Source organism: Cycloclasticus sp. PY97N, from assembly GCF_002443175.1.
GTDB lineage: Bacteria > Pseudomonadota > Gammaproteobacteria > Methylococcales > Cycloclasticaceae > Cycloclasticus > Cycloclasticus pugetii.
In genome coordinates this window covers 2,046,773-2,065,629 of sequence record NZ_CP023664.1, presented here as the reverse complement: position 1 = coordinate 2,065,629, position 18,857 = coordinate 2,046,773, and the positions used below count along the sequence as shown (strand labels likewise).

The 18,857-nt window shown below is 46.8% G+C and carries 16 protein-coding genes; 13 read left to right on the top strand and 3 right to left on the bottom strand.

The features are described from left to right. Positions 1-82: 82 nt before the first annotated feature. Positions 83-1,300, top strand: a complete 1,218-nt coding sequence (locus CPC19_RS09955; protein WP_096910795.1) for a site-specific integrase — start codon at positions 83-85, stop codon at positions 1,298-1,300. Here CPC19_RS09955 and CPC19_RS09950 read toward each other — a convergent pair. Beyond that, entirely contained in the window at positions 1,263-1,451 is a 189-nt protein-coding gene (locus tag CPC19_RS09950; RefSeq protein WP_096910794.1) for an AlpA family transcriptional regulator, read from the bottom strand. The two genes, CPC19_RS09955 and CPC19_RS09950, sit on opposite strands and share 38 nt — an antisense overlap. 192 nt (positions 1,452-1,643) lie before the next feature. Further along, on the bottom strand, positions 1,644-2,066 hold the full coding sequence (locus CPC19_RS09945) for a hypothetical protein (RefSeq protein ID WP_096910793.1): 423 nt from the start codon (positions 2,064-2,066) through the stop codon (positions 1,644-1,646). 533 nt (positions 2,067-2,599) lie between these two features. Here CPC19_RS09945 and CPC19_RS09940 point away from each other — a divergent pair. From CPC19_RS09940 to CPC19_RS09900, 10 genes are all read left to right on the top strand, one after another. Next, a complete protein-coding gene (locus CPC19_RS09940) occupies positions 2,600-3,649 on the top strand; it encodes a DUF4062 domain-containing protein (RefSeq protein ID WP_162789644.1) in 1,050 nt (349 codons plus the stop codon). 835 nt (positions 3,650-4,484) lie between these two features. Continuing rightward, on the top strand, positions 4,485-5,351 hold the full coding sequence (locus CPC19_RS09935; RefSeq protein WP_096910791.1) for a phage integrase N-terminal domain-containing protein: 867 nt from the start codon (positions 4,485-4,487) through the stop codon (positions 5,349-5,351). A 360-nt stretch (positions 5,352-5,711) separates the two neighbouring features. Further along, a complete protein-coding gene (locus tag CPC19_RS09930; RefSeq protein ID WP_240183338.1) occupies positions 5,712-6,056 on the top strand; it encodes a hypothetical protein in 345 nt (114 codons plus the stop codon). A gap of 176 nt (positions 6,057-6,232) precedes the next feature. Then, positions 6,233-7,090 carry a FimV/HubP family polar landmark protein gene (locus tag CPC19_RS09925; protein WP_162789643.1) on the top strand — a complete coding sequence of 286 codons (858 nt, stop codon included), beginning with the start codon at positions 6,233-6,235 and terminating at the stop codon, positions 7,088-7,090. Further along, positions 7,063-7,917 (top strand): TIGR03759 family integrating conjugative element protein, encoded by an 855-nt coding sequence (locus tag CPC19_RS09920; protein WP_240183337.1) that lies wholly within the window; start codon positions 7,063-7,065, stop codon positions 7,915-7,917. Before CPC19_RS09925 ends, CPC19_RS09920 begins: the two co-directional genes overlap by 28 nt. A gap of 49 nt (positions 7,918-7,966) precedes the next feature. Beyond that, on the top strand, positions 7,967-8,089 hold the full coding sequence (locus CPC19_RS12010; protein ID WP_256382248.1) for a hypothetical protein: 123 nt from the start codon (positions 7,967-7,969) through the stop codon (positions 8,087-8,089). A gap of 2 nt (positions 8,090-8,091) precedes the next feature. Beyond that, entirely contained in the window at positions 8,092-8,481 is a 390-nt protein-coding gene (locus tag CPC19_RS09915; protein WP_205245773.1) for a transglycosylase SLT domain-containing protein, read from the top strand. Next, a complete protein-coding gene (locus tag CPC19_RS09910) occupies positions 8,481-8,975 on the top strand; it encodes a PFL_4695 family integrating conjugative element protein (protein WP_096910788.1) in 495 nt (164 codons plus the stop codon). Before CPC19_RS09915 ends, CPC19_RS09910 begins: the two co-directional genes overlap by 1 nt. Continuing rightward, a complete protein-coding gene (traD, locus tag CPC19_RS09905) occupies positions 8,972-11,032 on the top strand; it encodes a type IV conjugative transfer system coupling protein TraD (protein WP_096910787.1) in 2,061 nt (686 codons plus the stop codon). The genes CPC19_RS09910 and traD overlap by 4 nt, the downstream gene beginning before the upstream one ends. 17 nt (positions 11,033-11,049) lie before the next feature. Continuing rightward, positions 11,050-11,781 (top strand): TIGR03747 family integrating conjugative element membrane protein, encoded by a 732-nt coding sequence (locus tag CPC19_RS09900; protein ID WP_096910786.1) that lies wholly within the window; start codon positions 11,050-11,052, stop codon positions 11,779-11,781. Here CPC19_RS09900 and CPC19_RS09895 read toward each other — a convergent pair. After that, complete coding sequence (locus tag CPC19_RS09895; RefSeq protein ID WP_096910785.1) at positions 11,778-12,155, bottom strand: lecithin retinol acyltransferase family protein; 378 nt, start codon at positions 12,153-12,155, stop codon at positions 11,778-11,780. The two genes, CPC19_RS09900 and CPC19_RS09895, sit on opposite strands and share 4 nt — an antisense overlap. A gap of 83 nt (positions 12,156-12,238) precedes the next feature. Here CPC19_RS09895 and CPC19_RS09890 point away from each other — a divergent pair, with 83 nt between their 5' ends. Next, positions 12,239-12,580: a helix-turn-helix domain-containing protein gene (locus CPC19_RS09890; protein ID WP_096910784.1), complete on the top strand. Its 342-nt coding sequence runs from the start codon at positions 12,239-12,241 to the stop codon at positions 12,578-12,580. 45 nt (positions 12,581-12,625) lie between these two features. Beyond that, on the top strand, positions 12,626-18,769 hold the full coding sequence (locus CPC19_RS09885) for a hypothetical protein (RefSeq protein WP_096910783.1): 6,144 nt from the start codon (positions 12,626-12,628) through the stop codon (positions 18,767-18,769). The last annotated feature ends 88 nt before the right edge of the window (positions 18,770-18,857 follow it).

The following is an 18,857-nucleotide window of genomic DNA, read 5'->3' as shown; positions in this document are numbered from 1 at the left end:
GTATTTGTTATTTAAAAGAAAAACACCCTAAAAATCGCTAGTTTTCAACATGGTATTAGGGGCGTTTTGAGAGGGTGCCTTTATGTTGACTGATACCAAGCTTCGAAACCTGAAACCTCAAGACAAAATGTACAAAGTTGTCGACCGCGACGGGCTTTACGTCGCTGTATCCAAGACCGGTGTCGTTTCATTCAGGTACAACTATTCATTAAATGGTCGCCAGGAAACGCTGACCATCGGGCGCTATGGCGTTGGTGGTATTACCTTGGCTGAGGCCAGGGAGCGTCTTAACGAAGCAAAGAAAATGATTGCTTCTGGTAAGTCTCCTGCGAAAGAAAAGGCTCGTGATAGGGCGCGAGTGAAAGGTGCCGAAACATTTGGCGCATGGGCAGATAAATGGTTACGTGGATATCAGATGGCGGATTCAACCCGCGATATGCGCAAGTCTGTCTATAACCGAGAGTTGAAGAAGACTTTTGGCAATCAAAAGTTGGCTGAGATTACCCATGAAGATCTACGATCTTTGACCGACGCTATTGTGGAACGAGGTGCCCCGGCAACGGCTGTTCATGCGCGCGAGGTAGTTTTAAACGTCTACCGTTGGGCGATTGAGCGAGGGCAGAATGTTGAGAATCCTGCTGAAATGGTACGGCCAACTACCATCGCTCGGTTTGTACCGCGTGATAGAGCGTTAACACCGGCTGAAATCGATCTGATGTACACGTACATGAACCGAATAGGGACATCACCTCAATACAGAGCTGCGATTAAATTATTACTACTCACCTTAGTGAGAAAGTCAGAGCTCTCCAACGCAACCTGGGATGAAATTAATTTTAGTGAAGCCCTTTGGACGATTCCGAAAGAACGCATGAAAAGACGTAAGCCTCATTTAGTTTTCTTATCTCAACAAGCGATGGATATCTTTATTGCATTGAAGACGTTTGCTGCTGGTTCAAAGTATGTGCTCCCGTCGCGTTATGATTCGGATACACCGATGAGCAATGCAACACTTAATCGGGTTCTAACGTATACGTACAAAGCGGCTCAGAAAGATGGAAAACCTCTAGCTAAATTTGGCCCACACGATTTACGCAGAACAGCCAGTACGCTACTGCATGAGGCTGGTTACAATACGGATTGGATCGAGAAAAGCCTTGCTCATGAACAGAAGGGGGTTAGGGCAATTTACAATAAAGCGGAATACCGAGAACAGCGAACAGAAATGCTACAAGACTGGGCGAATATGCTTGATGAATGGACTAGCGTGAACCAAGAAGTAGAGGCATACCAGGCCTGATGGCTTTAGCATCCGACTGTTTGCGCTCTTCAATCCAATTTTCTACTTCTGCTAAATCCCACGCGACATTGCGGCTTGTTAATACGATGCGGCGAGGAAATTCGCCGCGTTTTTCCATATTGTAGATAGTACGATCCGAGAGGGGGATCATCGTTAGTAATGTTCTGCGGTTTATCAGTGTCTTCCCTGAATTTAAAGTGTTCCCATTACCCCGATGCTTGGTTTCTCTGGTGTTACCCACGGCTATTATTCCATCTACTCAATTTACGGATATATCGAGCGAGAACACTAACAACTCTTCTATCGCCGATCTGCCATAAATCTTTCAATGCGCCAAAAAAGATTACTCTGATACGAAATGCTGTTGTGCAATTAGATTATTCAGCCACTGCCGTAAAAACGCATTCAGTTCCTTACGCAGGTGAGGGTATAACTTCCTTGGCTCTGGAAAGACTTGCTGGTAGATCGGCGGTATCGACATTTCAAAGGTAAAGGCTTCCACCATCCGCTGCGACGGGTAGATAAGCACTACCATTTCGGGGTCTTTGCACATATCGCTGTTCTGCTCAAAGTAATGCGCTAACGACACTGCAATGCCTTCATCATTGCCGGAAGCACCGTCGAGATGTGGTAATCGCTCGACCACCCAATCCATCAGCCCCGCTACCTGGCTGCGGCGATATTGGTCGGTTACAGCCCCCACATTAGTAATAACACCTAGCTTAATCAGCCGGTCATAGTTGGTTTCATAAATTGTCTTTCTCATGATTTTTCCTCACTTGTTGTTTAACGAGCGCAGCACCCGTCTGCGCTCCTGCACCGCTGGCGAAGCGTGGGGGTAGCAAATTGCTGGTGGCTCACCGGAAGCCGCAGCTAAGTGGAGGAGCGAAGCGGGGGGATCTGAACGGGTGAGGAAGCGCGAAGCCTTGCACTTGCAATGCGCGTGGGGCAAAGCCCCTAGCGGGGTTTGATCAGCATGGGTTTATTACTGAATTTAAGCAGCCCGGAGGGATGAAGCGTTAGGGATTGTTAGGGCGGCAGTTCCCCGCAGGGGAATGAGCGTTCAGCGAACCCGGTAAAGCCCGTTAAAATGCCCAGCACACTGAGTATGGTAAGTGGCTTGATAGTGAAACCTAGTGGAAACGTGATGGCTGGTATAACAGTAGTACGGTAAGCTATTCGTAACACTACATCGATTAGTCGCTAACCAATAATGTGAGCAAATAGGTTAGAAGTAGCGGTGAGCTAAACCGCTATCAAGTAGTTGAATAATCATTTTATTTCAGTGAGGGTCGTTAATTGAGTAAGGTATTTGTAAGTTCTGTGGTCGGAGGGATGGAGGCGTTTCGAGATGCCGCAAAACAGGCCATCACATTAATGGACTATACACCGATTATGTGTGAAGCATTTTCCGCAAGGCCATATTCGTCAGAGAAAGCGTGTATCCACGAAGTTGAACAATGTGATGTGTACTTGCTCATATTAGGATCAACCTATGGCTATGAGACGCCGGAGGGTATATCCGTTACGCAAGCTGAATTCGAGGCTGCCAAGGCAACCGGAAAATCGATATTGGCTTTTATTCAACAAACACCGGTTGATGACGAACGTCAGAAGGCCTTTATTGGCGAAGTAGAGGCGTATCAGGGAGGGGTATTTCGTGCCAGTTTCAGCACAGAATTGGAGCTGAACAATGAAATCGTCAAAGCTTTGCGCCATGTCGACACTATGAGTCAGGCGGTCTCGGAAGACGCCTTCAAAATACTTATCAAGCAAGTGATAAACGAGCGGCGTGGTTATCAGGATGACCCCCAATTAATACTTGCGTTTCTACCGCAGCCAGAGCGAGTGACGGACATTATTGCTTTAGAGCAGAAGATGGATGACTACTTTGCGAGACTTTGCCAGGGCGGCGTTACCCAATACCGAGATGGCTATGAATTGATTGATCATGCGCATTGGACAGGCTTAAGCAGCGGGAAGTGCAACGTCTATTTTTGCGCAAACGGTTTGACGGTACTTACGGCTAATCCGACACAAGCCAATGACGGGTTTTTCTCGGGACACTTTGCACCGCCACAAACCATTGTTAATCTGACGAAAGGCTTTAGACATGTGATCACTGCTAACTCAGGATTCGCGCATATTGCTTTGCATAATATGGAAAATACCTATGTCGCTAATTCACCGGGCGGTTCATCCATGACCATGCGGATGTTCTCGAAAGATGAAGAGGTAGATTTCAATCGACTCTTTCTGCCCTTGACGGAAGGTAGCTACAACGAGTGGGTTGAGCAATGTGTTAATCGAATGGCGAGAATATTCCGTTACAATTCAAACAATGAATAATTGTGCAAAGATGCTACCCCACGTCACTGCAAAATAAATGCAGTGACGTGGGGCGCAAATCATCGCTAATCCCCATGAATACTGATCCCTATAAATATTCCTAACATGACGAAAGCATTATCAGGGTTCTTCTAACCCTACTCACTGATAATACAGATTCCATATGTGGCTATTGCATCCTCAATAGCAAACCGGCTCGAAAGGGCTTTTCAAGTTGACTCACGCAACCGCGATGAGTGGCTTATCACTTAGCTTTATACGTAAATAAGGAGAAATGCCTGGCAAAAGAAAGAACGAAAGTAGTAGTACTGTCTAAAGCGTGAAAACGAAACCCTGTCGTACCCATCCGGGAATTGGCATTGTTGGTTATGCCGCTATTCAGGTTTTGTGGGAGTGGTGTCCCGTGACGTTAGCAATCTGATTTTGAGATTGCTTCTCCATCCACCGTGGTGGCTGGACAGTCATAAACACTGACCGAAACTTTAACACCGCACTGTTCCAGCTTGAAGACGACTGTTCTGAACGGTCGCACGTCTGTTCCATAGGGCAACTTGTCCGTTCAGAACAGTCGTCCCAGGTAAGGAACGGACAACAAACCTGACTGGAACGATTAGACACAAACGAAGCTATCTGTAGCGCATGACCTATCAGCCCTTCGCAGAATTCCGTTGGTTCAATAATTATTCTGCTTGAGTGTCGGCTATTGGCATCAGATAGATGCATTAATAAATCCTTGAAGATTATTTCCTTCAGCCTTGAAAGGTTAACTAACGACTCAGTACGTCTTCTTTTTCGAGAATGTGAACACGCTTTAATTCTCGACGAGGAGTTGTCTGTGAAAGATCTCAATTACCAATTAAAGGATTTATGTCAACGCAATCAGGATGGCAGCCGCAGTACTCAGGCTGAACGTTTCCAGTTGTTACAAACGATGGCGAATCATCTTAATGAATTAGGCTATCGGCGTATGGAGGCGAAATCTCTCAAGCCCAAGCATGTTGATGCATTGGTCGCCAAATATCTGGAAGAAGGGCTAACTCCCGGTACGATCAAAAATCGTCTCGCCGCATTGCGTTGGTGGGCTGAAAAGATCGGTAAGCAAAATGTCGTGGCTAAGGACAATGCCTATTACGGCATTGACTCTCGGGTCTTTGTTACTAACGTGTCGAAAGCGCGTGACCTAGACCAGGAGCTGCTTGAAAAAATTAGCGACCCGCATTTAAGAATCAGCCTGGAACTGCAAAAAGCCTTTGGCCTGAGGCGGGAAGAAGCGATCAAGTTCAGTCCGGATTACGCAGACCGAAATACCTACATTCGTCTGAAATCTACCTGGTGTAAAGGAGGGCGGGCACGGGAAATTCCTATTCGAACCGACGAGCAGCGGGATGTTTTAAGACGCGCGCGATTGGTGGCAGGGAAAGGCTCATTGATTCCATCCCACCTGATGTATGTTCAGCAAATGCGCCTCTATGAACGTGAGACACAAAAGGCAGGGCTATCCAAGTTGCATGGTTTGCGTCACCGCTATGCGCAAGAGCGATATTACGAACTCACCGGAAAGCAGGCCCCGGCCTGTGGTGGCCCATCTAGCAGTGAACTCACCGAAGAAGAACGCGCGAATGATCAGGTAGCTCGCTGGGCGATTTCTCAGGAGCTCGGTCATGAGCGTGAGCAAATCACGGCGGTCTATTTAGGAAGGTAAGCAATGATTAGGGAATTACGCTCAACGGGCGCTGCCCTGGCCGCTAGGCCTTCCCGCCCTCGCCGGTAGCAAGGGTTGCAGCATCACTGCAACCCCTTTGAAAGGGTGAGAATGATCAATCGCATCAAGGACTACTCGGCTATTGCCTGCGTTCCTCCTTGACGCTGAAACCTCATAACGAATCACACTGTGGCTATTGCAGTCTCAATAGCACCCGGCAGTTACGCTGCCAATCAATCGGTATGGCTCGAAATCGTTACAAGCAACCGCTGATACGTTAGCCAGTTATACCACCCCTACGGGAGAAATGAATTCCCGTAGGGACATCTTTCTCTTGTTCATTCAACGATGAGGAGAAAGATGATGGAGTACCTGGAAATGCGAGGTGCAGTGAAACTCAAAGCAGATGCCGATAAAGCCGTCGTGCGATCCGTTCTCAGCAAGTTGCGAGAAACCGAGTTTGTCGATGCAGGCTATATCGATATAGGCATTGAGGAAAATACCCTGAGCATCAGTGCCGAAGGCACTATCTCAGAAAGCTACAGTACCCGCGCGTTGTTAACACAGCTGCAGGGTCAGTTGACAGAAACGTCGATGATAGGTGTCTCAAGTGTACGGTGGGAAACCCTCGTAGTACTGAAGCACTGGCAGCCAACACCGGCTATGCGACTAGAAGTTAACGATCAACTGGCTTTTGCCCAGTAACCCACGATAAAGGCCTGACTCCCGTCAGACCTTTATCATTTTTATTTCCCTGCCACTCCTTGAAAATCGATCAATCCTATTCTTTCTTTTGTCCATGAAAGCTTTTCGCTGCCACTAGCAAGCTGCCATCACTAATCTGGTGACCGATTTTAATGATTGGATGAATGGTGGTATTCATGCGAGAGACAGTGATTGACAGGTGGGTGGCGATACTGACGATGATATTCGCTCTTCCATTAACGGTGCAGGCAAACACTACGGGCACGGCGGATAGTCGTATTCTTGAGAGTCGCTATCTCACTGTTCAGGTGGGGCCTGAGGTTGCAAAAACCGACCTGCTGAAAAGCATTGTCGATCTACGAGTACCAGAGAAAATTACCACGGTAGGAGGGGCGCTGGATTTCCTGTTGAGACCCTATGGGTTTCAATTAGACGACTCTCATGAGGTAGATGAACAGCCAGAAGCAGACGAACAATACCTTTTGTTGGTTTTGACACTTCCGGAACCGCACCGGAATTTGGAGTCGATGACGTTAATGGATGCTCTGACCACCCTTGGCGGGAAAAGCTTTCTACCTCTAATCAATCCAGTCAAGCGCTCAGTACGCTATCAGTTGCGTGAAGGGTTTGATCAATTCGCAACTGCTGAAGATATGGAGGTCGCCAAACAAGAGTGGCTTGATCAGAAGGAAATGAATTTATTGCCGCCGAGGGATCTGGAGCCAATTTCAGCCGCTCAGCAAGAACATCAAACCTACGGGCCGGTGCAGCGGGGCGATAGTTTAAGTCACATCGCCAGTCAGCTTAATCTCACGGGTATGACAATCGACCAGGTGCTGGTTTACCTCTTTCGTGCAAATCCCCATGCGTTTGCCAATGGCAACATGAATCATCTATTGGCAGGCAAAGTGCTGAAAATCCCACCGGTTCATCCTGAAACATTGCCAACCGCATTTGAAGCCAGTCAGCTCGTTGACGAGCACTATCGTCTATGGAAGAAGCGTCTATGGATTCAGCGAGAGGTGACACCGTGAATCACCAGCGTACTTTAGCAATAGGGTTGATTTTACTTTTGTCTATTTCCGGCGCAGCGATTGCGGATACGAATGAGGTTTTAACACACACATCACAAACCCCTGGTGCTGAAACGCCGATCAGCCGAACGATTGAATTACAGACCTTGGCGAAACGGTGGGGATTAGATCAAGAAGAGTATCAGCGTTATCTCGATTTAATGCGTGGCCCATTAGGAAAATGGAATCCCGACCTTGATCCATTGTTAGCACTTGGGATGTTTGCAGAGTCTCCGCAGGAAGAACAGCGTTACGCCGAGCTGTATGCGCAACAGGAATTTGATTTAACCGGGCGCACGTTGAGATTTCAACAAGCCTACCGCGCTGCCTTCGAACGTCTGTTCCCCAATGCAAAGATGTTAGATCACCGCTTGTTGGCTCCTTACTTTGCGCACCAACAACAGAAGTCTGCAATGAAGGACGCGAAGCGATTAGCGCAAAAACGCTTTGTTGATGGTGACCGTCTGCTTCTTTTTGTACCGCCAAATTGCCGTGAGTGTTTGCCGGTTATTAACCGATTAATGGGGTTGCTGTCGAGTGCTCAACAAAGCGGTGTCGATGTGTACGTTCGCGATGCTCAAGATGATGAGGCTGTTAGAGCATGGGCGAATGCCCACGCTATAAAAACAGCCTGGTTCGATGGGGGGCATCTCACTTTGAACCGTGATGATGGGTTACTACAGCGATTGAAGAGTCAATCCACGGTTTCAACGGCAGATGCTATGCCGATCTTCTTAAAACGTAATGGACGTTTCTTTCAGTTGAGCAGGGAGAGTTTAGGGTTATGAATCCTTATTTGATGAGGTCATGTTTGGTTAAACCTTGTTTAGTGAAAAAATGGATCGCCGGGGTGACATTGATGCAATCAGTGGCGGCGGTCGCATTGGAGGACGTGCCAGTGGCCTATTTGATAGTTGCCAAGAGTCCATCAAGTCCCTGTCGATATTCTCTATGCGATAGCAATGGCAGAAAGTGGTACGCATTATCGCGGTGAGCGGGTACCGTGGCCCTGGGCGTTGAATATCGATGGCCAAAGCGTCTTTTGCGAATCCCAGCAAGATGCAATTCACCGAGTTTCCCAGGCTATCCGAAATAGGCAGTCAGTTGATATCGGGTTGATGCAAGTTAACTGGCGTTGGCACGGGCAACGGTTTGCCACGATTGACGAATCGCTGGTGCCCATTAAGAACCTCAGTGCCGGAGCCACGATTCTGTACGAGCAGTTTGAGCAGACTAATGACTGGTGGGAGGCGGTAGGGCGTTACCATGATCCCGGTCAGGATGCGGAATCGCTCGACAGCGCCCAGCGTTATCGTGAGCGTGTAAAACAATTCTGGCGGGAGTGGTTTTAATGCGAGGGCTGTTCGGACTGCTGTGCCTGTTGCTTTGTTTAGGCACTCACGCCAGAGAGCCACTAACCGTAATTTATGACTCAGGCGACACCTTATCGCTTGAGCCCTATCTGCCGAAACGAGCGCCACAAGAAAAGCCCACTGCTCAGGACGCGAATCGCCAATTGCCGTTCAAGCTGCCGATCACCACACCTTCAATGCAGCCGGGTAAAGTTACAGTCACCCCAAAAGCATTGCGCTACCTGCAGCGGCCTTTGTTTTTGGTGGGGTCTGATCAGAAATCGCGAAACTGGTTGGCTGAAAAGCGCGAGCAGCTTATCCGTATAGGAGCCGTTGGCCTGTTGGTTGAGGCGAAGGATCGCCAGGAGGTTGAGGCGGTTTTGGCTATCGCGGAAGGGCTTCGTCTGGTGCCCGCATCAGCGGAGGGTTTCGCCACTAAGCTGGGTCTGAGTCACTACCCGATCTTGCTATCAAAGGAGGGTTGGGAGCAGTGACTGATCGGTATGAAGTTGAGGTGTTATTACGTCCCCCTGTGGAACTGTCTTCGGCGATAGTGGCGCTGAGTTGTGCAGGGATCGTATTAGCTGCACCACACACTTTGATGATGACGCCATCGGTTGCCCTGTTCAGCGCCGGGTGTCTGGGTGGGGTCGGTGTGTGGCGTGGTCGCCAGGCCTGGCGAGTGATTCAATATCAGCGCCATCTCAAGCGCAGCCCGCGCTATGTCATGTCATCATCCCAAGTGCCGGTGAGTCAGTCGGTGTTGTTCTTAGGGCGAGGCTTTCGCTGGAACCAGACACACACCGAACGACTCTACGCTGCCCGCGATAAACGCGCTGAACGTTATCTGCAGCCCAGCGCCATCAAACAATGGGTTCGTCGCAAAGAGATCGAATGGGAGCATACGCCCCTATTGCGAACGATCATGCGATGGACCGCACTAGATTCCCCTCTGAATCCCGTCCGTCCCCCGCCAGCAATCGGGGGCGATGCCGTCATACATGGCGTCGGGATCAGAGGGGAAACCAATGCCACAATGCCGCTCAGTGACCGGGTCGGGCATATGGTGGTTATTGCCCGAACTCGCCATGGCAAAACCCGGCTGGCCGAAGTGCTGACTACCCAGGATATTAGACGCGGCAAAAACTGTGTCATTGTGTTAGACCCGAAAGGAGACGCCGATTATCTAAAGCGTATCTATGTTGAAGCCCAGAAAGAAGGGCGTCAGCTCATTATCTTTCATCTGGGCTACCCCGAGCTGAGCGCCCGTTACAATGCCATTGGTTCTTTTTCGCGGATTACAGAAGTAGCGACGCGAATCGCCAGCCAGCTACCGGGCGAAGGTGAGGCCAGTGCGTTTAAAGAATTTGCCTGGCAGTTTATCAACGTCATTGCCGTGGCGTTGGTGGCAATGGGTGAAACACCGGATTACCTTAAAATTCGTCGCTATATCACCGATATTGATGCCCTGTTAATTCTGTATGGCCGACATTGGCTGGCTGAGCATGGCCCGGAGGATTGGCAGGATGAGCTGGGAGAGCTGCAAGACAGTATCAACATAAAGTCATTGCCAAGGATCGATCAGGGCAAAGATCCTGAAGCACTGGCGATGGTGCGCTATCTTAATACTCATGCGACTTTCGATCAGGTATTAGAAGGGCTAATGTCTGCTTTTCGGTATGACCGTGAGTATTTCTTGAAGATCACGGTGTCCATTAAGCCGTTCCTGGAAAAGCTAACCACAGGCAATATCGCTTCTATCCTGGCACCCGATAAGGCGAATACCGACGATCAGCGTCCGGTATTGGAATGGGCGCAAGCGATAAGATCTAACGCCGTTGTCTATGTGGGGCTGGATGCGCTTACCGACCCAGAAGTAGCCAGTGCGGTGGGTGCTTCCATGTTCAGTGATCTGACCAGTCTGGCAGGCCATATCTATAAGCATGGCATAGCGCCAAGTAATACGAACGAGCGGGTCAGTAAACCACCGGATATTGTGATCCACGGGGATGAGTTCTCTGACTTGATCGGGCCGCAGTTTAAGACGCTGATCAATAAAAGTGGTGGGGCTGGCTACCAGCTTAATTTATATACCCAAACCTGGAGCGACCCGATTGCCGAGTTGGGTAGCGAAGCGAAAGCCGGGCAGTTGGCTGGCAATATTGGCACTATGCTGATCATGGGTGTGAAAGAGGTGGCGACCTGTGAAATGTTCACCAAGCAGCTACCGGAGGTGAGTGTCAGCGAAATCATGGCAGTTTCCGGCGTCACCGACAATGTCGATACCTCTGCTGGCATTGGTTTCACCTCAAATAATCAGGATCGGGTGAGTATTAGTCGCGTGCCGATGATCTCACCGGCGGATATTGTGGCGCTTCCCAAAGGGCAGGCTTTCGTACTGCTTAGAGGCAGTGAGCTGTGGAAAATCCGCATTCCCATGCCATCCAAAATGGATGATCAGGAACTGCCCGACGATTTGGGTGACATGCTTCAGCATATGCGGCGCAGTTATACGTCAGTCGTGGACTGGCCGAGCTATTATGGTCGATAGGCAAGGGTGATAAGCCCATGGCCAAGTCACAGCAGTATCAGCCCCCCAGGAGAAAAGAACCCGGCCTGATCGGCCAGCTGTTTTCTGCACTGGTTCAACTGGTGGTTTGGTTGGTGATCAGTTTGATGCTGTCTATCATCATTGAGTGGCTAGGCATGATCTGGTTCTGGCCAGAGCAAGGGGCAGACCACGCAAAAGCCGTTCTGGCTGCTGACCAGTCATATCTCAATCAGCAACTCTATGATCAATCGTTAGCGATCAGGCATGATGTTATTGCCATGACGCATGAGGCGACGAGCTGGATAGCCCGTCAATCCTGGCTTAATACGCTTCTATATAACGCACCTGATGTTCCTGACGGCAGCTTTTTTTCATCGCTGCAGGGGTGGGGATATGACTTATACCAACGTTTCGACGACTACCTTGAAGCGTCTACCTACGTCACACAAACCTTCATTATCCGGTTAGCGCTCATCCTGTTTTCACTGCCAATCTTCCTAGTTGCGGCGCTCGTGGGCGGTGTTGACGGGCTGGTGGAACGTGACCTCAGGCGATGGGGCGGGGGGCGTGAAAGCAGTAATGTCTTCAATCTGGCCAGGCGATCCGTCGTACCTTCATTTGTAGCTGCATGTGTGGTCTATATCAGCCTGCCGTTCAGTATCAATCCGGTGATCGTCATTCTGCCATTTGCATTTCTGCTAGGGATAGCTGTTCGTATTGGGTTTGAGTGGTTGAAGAAGTACTTTTAGCGATTCCTCGACATCAGATAGAGAGCCCCAACAGTTAGACTGCTTATTGCCAAAGCCTGCTTTACTTGGGTACTTTTGGCTACCCCGGTAATAACTTCGTGTACAAAGTGTTCGCAGTTGTATTGAAGCAGGTCGTATTTCACCCGGTTAATACAACTTCTCGCTTTGGCAAGTATTAAGCTCGGTGCTGTGCTTATCTCAATGTTGTGAACTTCGAATTTCCTATTCCCTACGACTTGATCCCACGACTCTTCCTTAACGGTGCCATTTCGCCAAGTGTTGGATATTAGCATTGGCTTGCCATCCGTCGCTCTATCGGACATAAGAGCCCAGTGCTTGTACAGCCCCATATAGACAATAACTACTTGTAACATTACAATTCCTCATAATTGATAAAATATTAAAATTGCTAAATTAGCAAATATGAGTAAATCACTAATCATATGGTGTTGTCAACATGCAATCTGGAATTGTCTTTGATCAGGTAGTCGGTGCCGTATTAGCTCACTATCGTAAAGCTGCTGGTTTAAATCAGAGTGAAGCGACGGAAGGCTTAAGCTTAGGGCCGTCTAGCTTATCTAGGTTGGAGAAAGGCGATTATTCGCTAAGCATGGAGCAGCTTTTTGAGTTGTCGAGGCGCTATCGTGTGTCTATGGCAGAAGTGACGGCCAGTATTGAACAAACCTTCGACAACGCGATAAAGAATGGTATAGCTGTAGAGACCGAGAAGAAATCAAATACTGGATTGTTGCTACTAGGTGCTGCGGCAATAGCTGCATTGGTGATTGCAAATAGATAAGCGTGAATAGCAAAGATAAATAGCCAAAGGAGCTAATAAGCCGTTATGAGTACTAACTCCGGGGATGGTGAGCGTACAGCAATGTTAGGGTATGTGCCGCAGTATGAAATAGCGGCAAGTCTAATATATGAAGCTTTGCTTGATGGAAGTCTAGAATGGTTTCGAGTAGCTGATCCAGATGCAGGAAGCTTGGATGACATACTTATAGCGACTACAGGGAAGCTTGATGCGTATCAGGTGAAGTGGGCGGAATATACTGAAGCAATAAGTTATGCCGATTTTGTAAGAGATGGAACTACAAAAAAGGGAGACGAAAAACTTAGCCTTTTTAGGCAGCTTACAGAAGGGTGGGTAGACCTAAATGATAATTACAAAGAAAGAACAGTAAAGGTCCATTTGCTTCACAAACTAGTACCTAGCTCAAACCCTAAAGCCCAAATTCCTGTTGGCGAAACACCGCCCCAACATGTTCATTTTCAATCATTCTTAAAAGAGTGTTGGTTCGATAGATCATGGTGCGAAACAGGCCTTGATAAAGCGGTCGTGGGCTGGAAAGAGGCATTATTGGATCTACAGCGTCGGTCAAATTTTAACGATGATCAATTTTTGAATTTCATTCGTTGTTGTGAGCTTGAATTCAACTATAAACGGCCAACCGAGATTCCTGTAACCAATCAGGGGCAAGCAAGAAAACAAGAGGATATTGGAAAAATATACAACCTCCTAACGAAAATGGCGGGAGGTGAACGCCGGATTATTGAGCTATCTAAAGATGATATGTTAGATAGATTGGCATGGAGTCATAGATTCAAGCACAAGTTTGTTCACGAATTTCCTATCGATCGAACCTATCAAGAAATTGAAGAAACTGTTAGTTCTATATCTGATGTTTTATCACAAACCAAGCAAGGCTATGTTGCGTTGCTTGGAAGTCCTGGCTCGGGAAAGTCAACAACGCTTACTCATACCTTAAAGTATAAAGCAGGATATAAGTTAGTTAGATATTACGCGTATGTTCCCGATAGCACGTACCAAGGGCGTGGTGAAGCGAGTACGTTTCTTCACGATATCACCTTGTCACTAAGAAATCACGGTTTTCGTGGTGAAAGTTCTGGGCAGCCTGGATCAAGAGAAGAATATCTGTCGCTGTTAGGGGAGCAGCTTCAGCAAGCCCACGAGAAATGGAAAAAAGATGACGTAGTCACCATTGTTATGGTTGATGGTTTAGACCACATCCAGCGAGAGCAAAATCCTCTACAGAGCTTATTGTCAGATTTGCCCTCTCCTAACACTGTGCCTGAAGGTGTGATATTTATTCTGGGGAGTCAGACGTTAGAGTTGGACGATCTCTCTGACATGATAAAAGAGCATGTCAAACATGAAGGCAGAACTATTGTTATATCCCCTCTGACTCGGCCAAACGTCTATGCGGCCATAAATGAATGGCCAGGTTGTTCCGAACTAACAGATGATAATAGAAGGAAGATTTTCGAAAAATCGTTGGGGCACCCACTGTCTTTGGTTTATTTGCTGCAATTTATCACCGGTAGTTCAGGTAGGAGTTTTGATGAAGTTATTGATGAGTTTCCTCTTTACCAAGGGCATATTGAGCAAAGCTACTCAGTTTATTGGCGGCAAATAGAGAGCAATCAGAATCTGGTTGATTTGCTCGCGTTGTTGTCAAGGTTGAGAGTGCCAATAAACACTCAGGTTCTTGATAAATGGTCCGATCACTCAACCATTCGCGAGTTTATATCGAACGCATCACACTACTTCAAGAAGGATAATGATGTAAGTTGGCGGTTTTTCCATAACAGTTTTAGGCAGTTTATTTTGGATAGAACTAGCCGAAATCTTTTTGGAAATTTTGATGATTCAAAAAATATAGAATATCACAAGGCATTGGCTGAGCACTGTCTTCAGTCGTCTGATAGCGATCCAATGCGATGGGAGGCGGTTTACCATCTTTTTAATGCACAGCAGATGGAAGCTGTTATTGATACAGGGACGCAAGATTATTTTAGAGAGCAGTTCTTTAGTCTTCGGAATATTTCGAGTGTGACAGATGACATAGATGCTGTTCTATTATCTGCGAAGGAGCTAAACGATCCTCTTGCGGTAGTGAGGTGTATCTTAATTGAGTGTGAACTCAGAGAACGAAGTGACGCCCTCAATGAAGTCGATGTACTTAACCTCTTGTTTTCATCTGAAGGGATAAGTTCGGCGATTAATTATATGTTCGATGGAGAACTGCTCAGGGTAAGTGATTCTGAAGCACTCTTATTTTCTAAAGTTCTTGCTGAGAACGGATTCTTTAGTGAAGCTAAAAGGGTGTTTGAATCTGCCGAGCCATTAAGTTACTTGTCGGGTGGGGATAGAGTTGACCCTCATCATGGTGGACTTGAAGATTTGAAGCGATGGGCTGATGTGGCTCATCATTTTATGCCGCTAGACGACATTGTATCGACTATACACCAAACGAAGTATGAAGCTGATGCGGATTCATGGAGTAGGGATGATGAAGACCTGCACGCTCGCTTAATGAGACGGTTGATCAATGGTGTTTACGAAACAAAAGACGAAGGAAAAATAGATGATCTTTTCTCTTTTTTGTCAGGAGAAAAAGAGCACTTTGATAGTCTCTTAGATTTATGCTTCTCGATATGTATTAGCCAACATCCATCGGCGTTGATAGACACCGCATTCAATAAGGTTATTGATTGGTCTGAAAATGAAAGCGATGATTTGGAGTTTTCAGAAAGGTTGTTGGTTGCTGAGTTGGATTACAGAACCAATGGAAGATTAGAGAAAACTAAAAAGTGGTTTGAAAACCCAGAACAGCCAAAACTTTATAAACACGGCCTTCACGGTCAATGGAGGAACCTAAGTCCGTTTGCAGATAGAATTCGGCTTAATAGATTACTGGCAGCGTTAGGCCAAGATGTTGACCCAGTTAAGGTGGTTCCAAAAGAAAGTGACGAAAGATACACAGGAAACGTCTTATTTGAACGTGCTTTAGTCAGATTTTCAAGCATTTGGGGACGAGGTTGGGCTGGAGAGAAGCTGTTGCCCAGCTTTATCGTTCAAGAAATAAAGCCATCATTTGATTTGTTACGAAAGCCGTATAGTCAAACAAGAGGTTGGACTGGGTGGTATGAGTTTGAATCAGCAGCGGTAGATTACTTCAACTTCGTAATAAGGGCTACATCTCAGCACGGGCATGATTGTATTTTGGCTTTGGCTGATGCTTTCAGAAAAGATTGGGATAGACGATATTGGCCGACTAGCTGGCGAAGAGAAATCGCCTTCACCTTGTATAAAGAAGGGTATGACAGGGATGGTTTGGTTGACATTCTCGATCAAATCGAAAAAGAGATACCCGAATTCGACGAAATTCACTCAAAAATATCTGAGTACTATGAACTTTCTATAATTTGGTCAAAGATTGGTGAGCCTGGTCGAGCGACCAGACTGGTGCCAAAGGTCTTTATGGGGTCTTTTGGAATACACCATAGGAAAGATAGGCAGTTCTCTCATTGGGTATTGTGGCTGGGTAGGTTGGTCAATCAATACCCTGATTTGGCCTACGATGAAATATGCCGATTCTCTTTGGCGTTAGTAAATTTGGAACAGTCGGGAAATGGTCGCGGCACTCAAGAGGCAGGGCTTGATCTCATCGCTATTGCCACGAGTTGGAATCCACAATATGGTTTAAAGCTTTTGAGATGGTTATTCGACCATAAAGGGCTTCACTATGCTCCGGGGCTAACAGGGCTGCTTTCTGGAATACTTGATAGCTCTGATCCCCCCTTTGAAGAAATATCGGTGACGGTGAGAAAGCTTCTGATTCCTTTCGAAGAGTACAACCCTTCTGATCTGCCCAAAAAATTGGTGTCTCAACGTTGCCTGTCATCTAATGATAGCGTGATGGGGGGGATAGAAGAACTAATCACATCTATTAGAATACATCTATTGCCTTCAAATCGATACTCGTGGTTAGAGGGGGTAGCGCTTGGTGTCAGGGAAGCTGGGTTGGACAATAGTCCTTATGCATCTCTGGCGATTTCTACACCTCAAGAAAAACATGTTACTCATGAACCCTCTCTGACATTAAATACAGGGGAGAAACTTACAGATGAAGAAGCTCAGCTGAAAGTAAACTCTGCTGAAAGCCTATTTCAGCTTCTTCGATCTATTGAGTCTGTCGATTATTTTCGGTGGGTGAATTTGATTCAGCCATTTTTAGCGGGTATGAGCGCCCCTCAATTGGACGAGCTTCATAATTTATTAAAGCCATTCAAGCCTGATAATAATGCTATTTCTTGCATTGCTGGCGCTCTGTCTTCACTCGGTGAGGCAGATAAGGCGAACAGCTTGCTTGAAGGTCTGTTCGATAACTCGGACGCTAAAGGCTGGGATTTGCATTGGGATGGAGGTTCTAGGCAGTCGATATTTAAGGCTCTTGTTGAAATAGATGCTAGACAGTGGCGACCTAAAGCGATTGCTTGCTTAGTGGATGATTATATTGGTGAATTTCGATACCCGAGCAGTTTAGTTTGGAATTTGGAAGAGATAGTCGACATCCTTTTTGAGGATAAAGACGTTCTGCCTATTTGGAAGGAAATCAAAGATCACGTATACCAGCTAGACGATTTTGAACAAGGTGCCGAAAAACCACCGATACTACTAGATGATATTGAAGAGAAGGCTCACGCTAGATTACTCATTGAGTTCGCATTCGAAATGCTCGATGTAGGCATCCCTGAGTTAGGGAGTATGGCTCACCAAGCAATCGTTGATTTGTCTAAAATTGAAGAGAATTGGCCAGAAGTTCGTAGGCAAATGGCTAATAGAATAGGCAAAGTTGGGCTAACACAGATAAAAATGGTGTCTTTGTTAAGTAGCTTGGCGAATGATTTCAAGGGGTTTGTTCTTCAGTTCGAAGATGAAATATCTTCACTCTGTGCGTCGGAAGACTTTAGTGTGAGGATGGTTGCCTTGGATTTGTCTAGTAGGTTAGAAATCGAAGGTAGGCTACCTCCGGAAGAGCGATCAAAGCTACCCTTGGTATACGAACTGGAGTTACCCGAAATAAGCAATAGAAAGGAAGCTATTCCTTTTTCCGCCATCCGGCCAGGGGAAACATTTCCTGATGTAAATGATCCGATTGAGCTGCTTAGGCCTTTATTAACTGAAGCGAAGCTTGTGGCTGATATGTCAAACGTACCATTTGAGAATCTGGCCTACAGAGTTTCCGATTTTATGAAAACCCTGGTTCCAGAGAATGAATGGAATAAGCAGGCAGAAGAAGCTTATAGAAACTGGATGGAAGGGTTTGGGCTAAAGCTGACGTATCATAGGCTGCGACCGAAAGTGGCAAAGCTTGCACTCTCTTATGTGGTATGCGAATTGTGGGATGCAGGACGAATACCTCCCCAAGGAATAGATTTTCTCGAAGCTATTTTCAAACGAAGTGATGAATTGTTGTTGGCGCTTGAGCCCACGATTCGACCTGAGTGTATTGCTGTACCTAAGGCAAAAGATCGAGATATATCCCACAATCATGATGAGTGGTTAGGAGATATTGAACAGGGTATTACACAATTTGTTGATAGCATCGAAACTGGGAAGCAAATTATTGGTGAACTAACAACCTGGAGTTGGTTGGATTGGGATTTGCCAACTGAAATTCGTATGTCTACGGTCTGTCATCCAGGCTGGAATAGCGATGTAGATGTTAAGTCACCCTCTACTTTATTTCCAAGCATGATGCACTGGTCTGCAATTGATTACCCTGAAATCACTGCTACTAATGAACCATCGTTGGTAATTTATGGTACAGGTTCATATATTGATCACGGAGGCCTTGAGTGGTTAGCGTTAAATCCATCTATAGGTTTTTCTCTGGGTTGGTCTGTTTCAAACGATGGAGTGTTCCGCTGGGTCGATGAGAAAGGTGACGTAATGGTTGAAAGCATCTACTGGAAAGATGGCCCTATTTCTCGACAACCACCAAAAATGGATGACATCTGCTCGAATGGATGGCTTGTCGTTGCTTCACACGAGGCAATTGATAAGATTCGAAAAATTATCGGTGAGGCCGTACGGGTGAATGCGGTTGTTCGCAGTTATGGACGTGGTACCTATGATCCCATAACTCATTTCACTCAACAGAGAGTCAATTGGTAGGCGCATTTTCCTGGAATTTTAAGATGTAAATACTACTGGACTTAATTTTCTAGAGCAGTTGAAAGGTATCTCGTTCTCTAGAAAACCA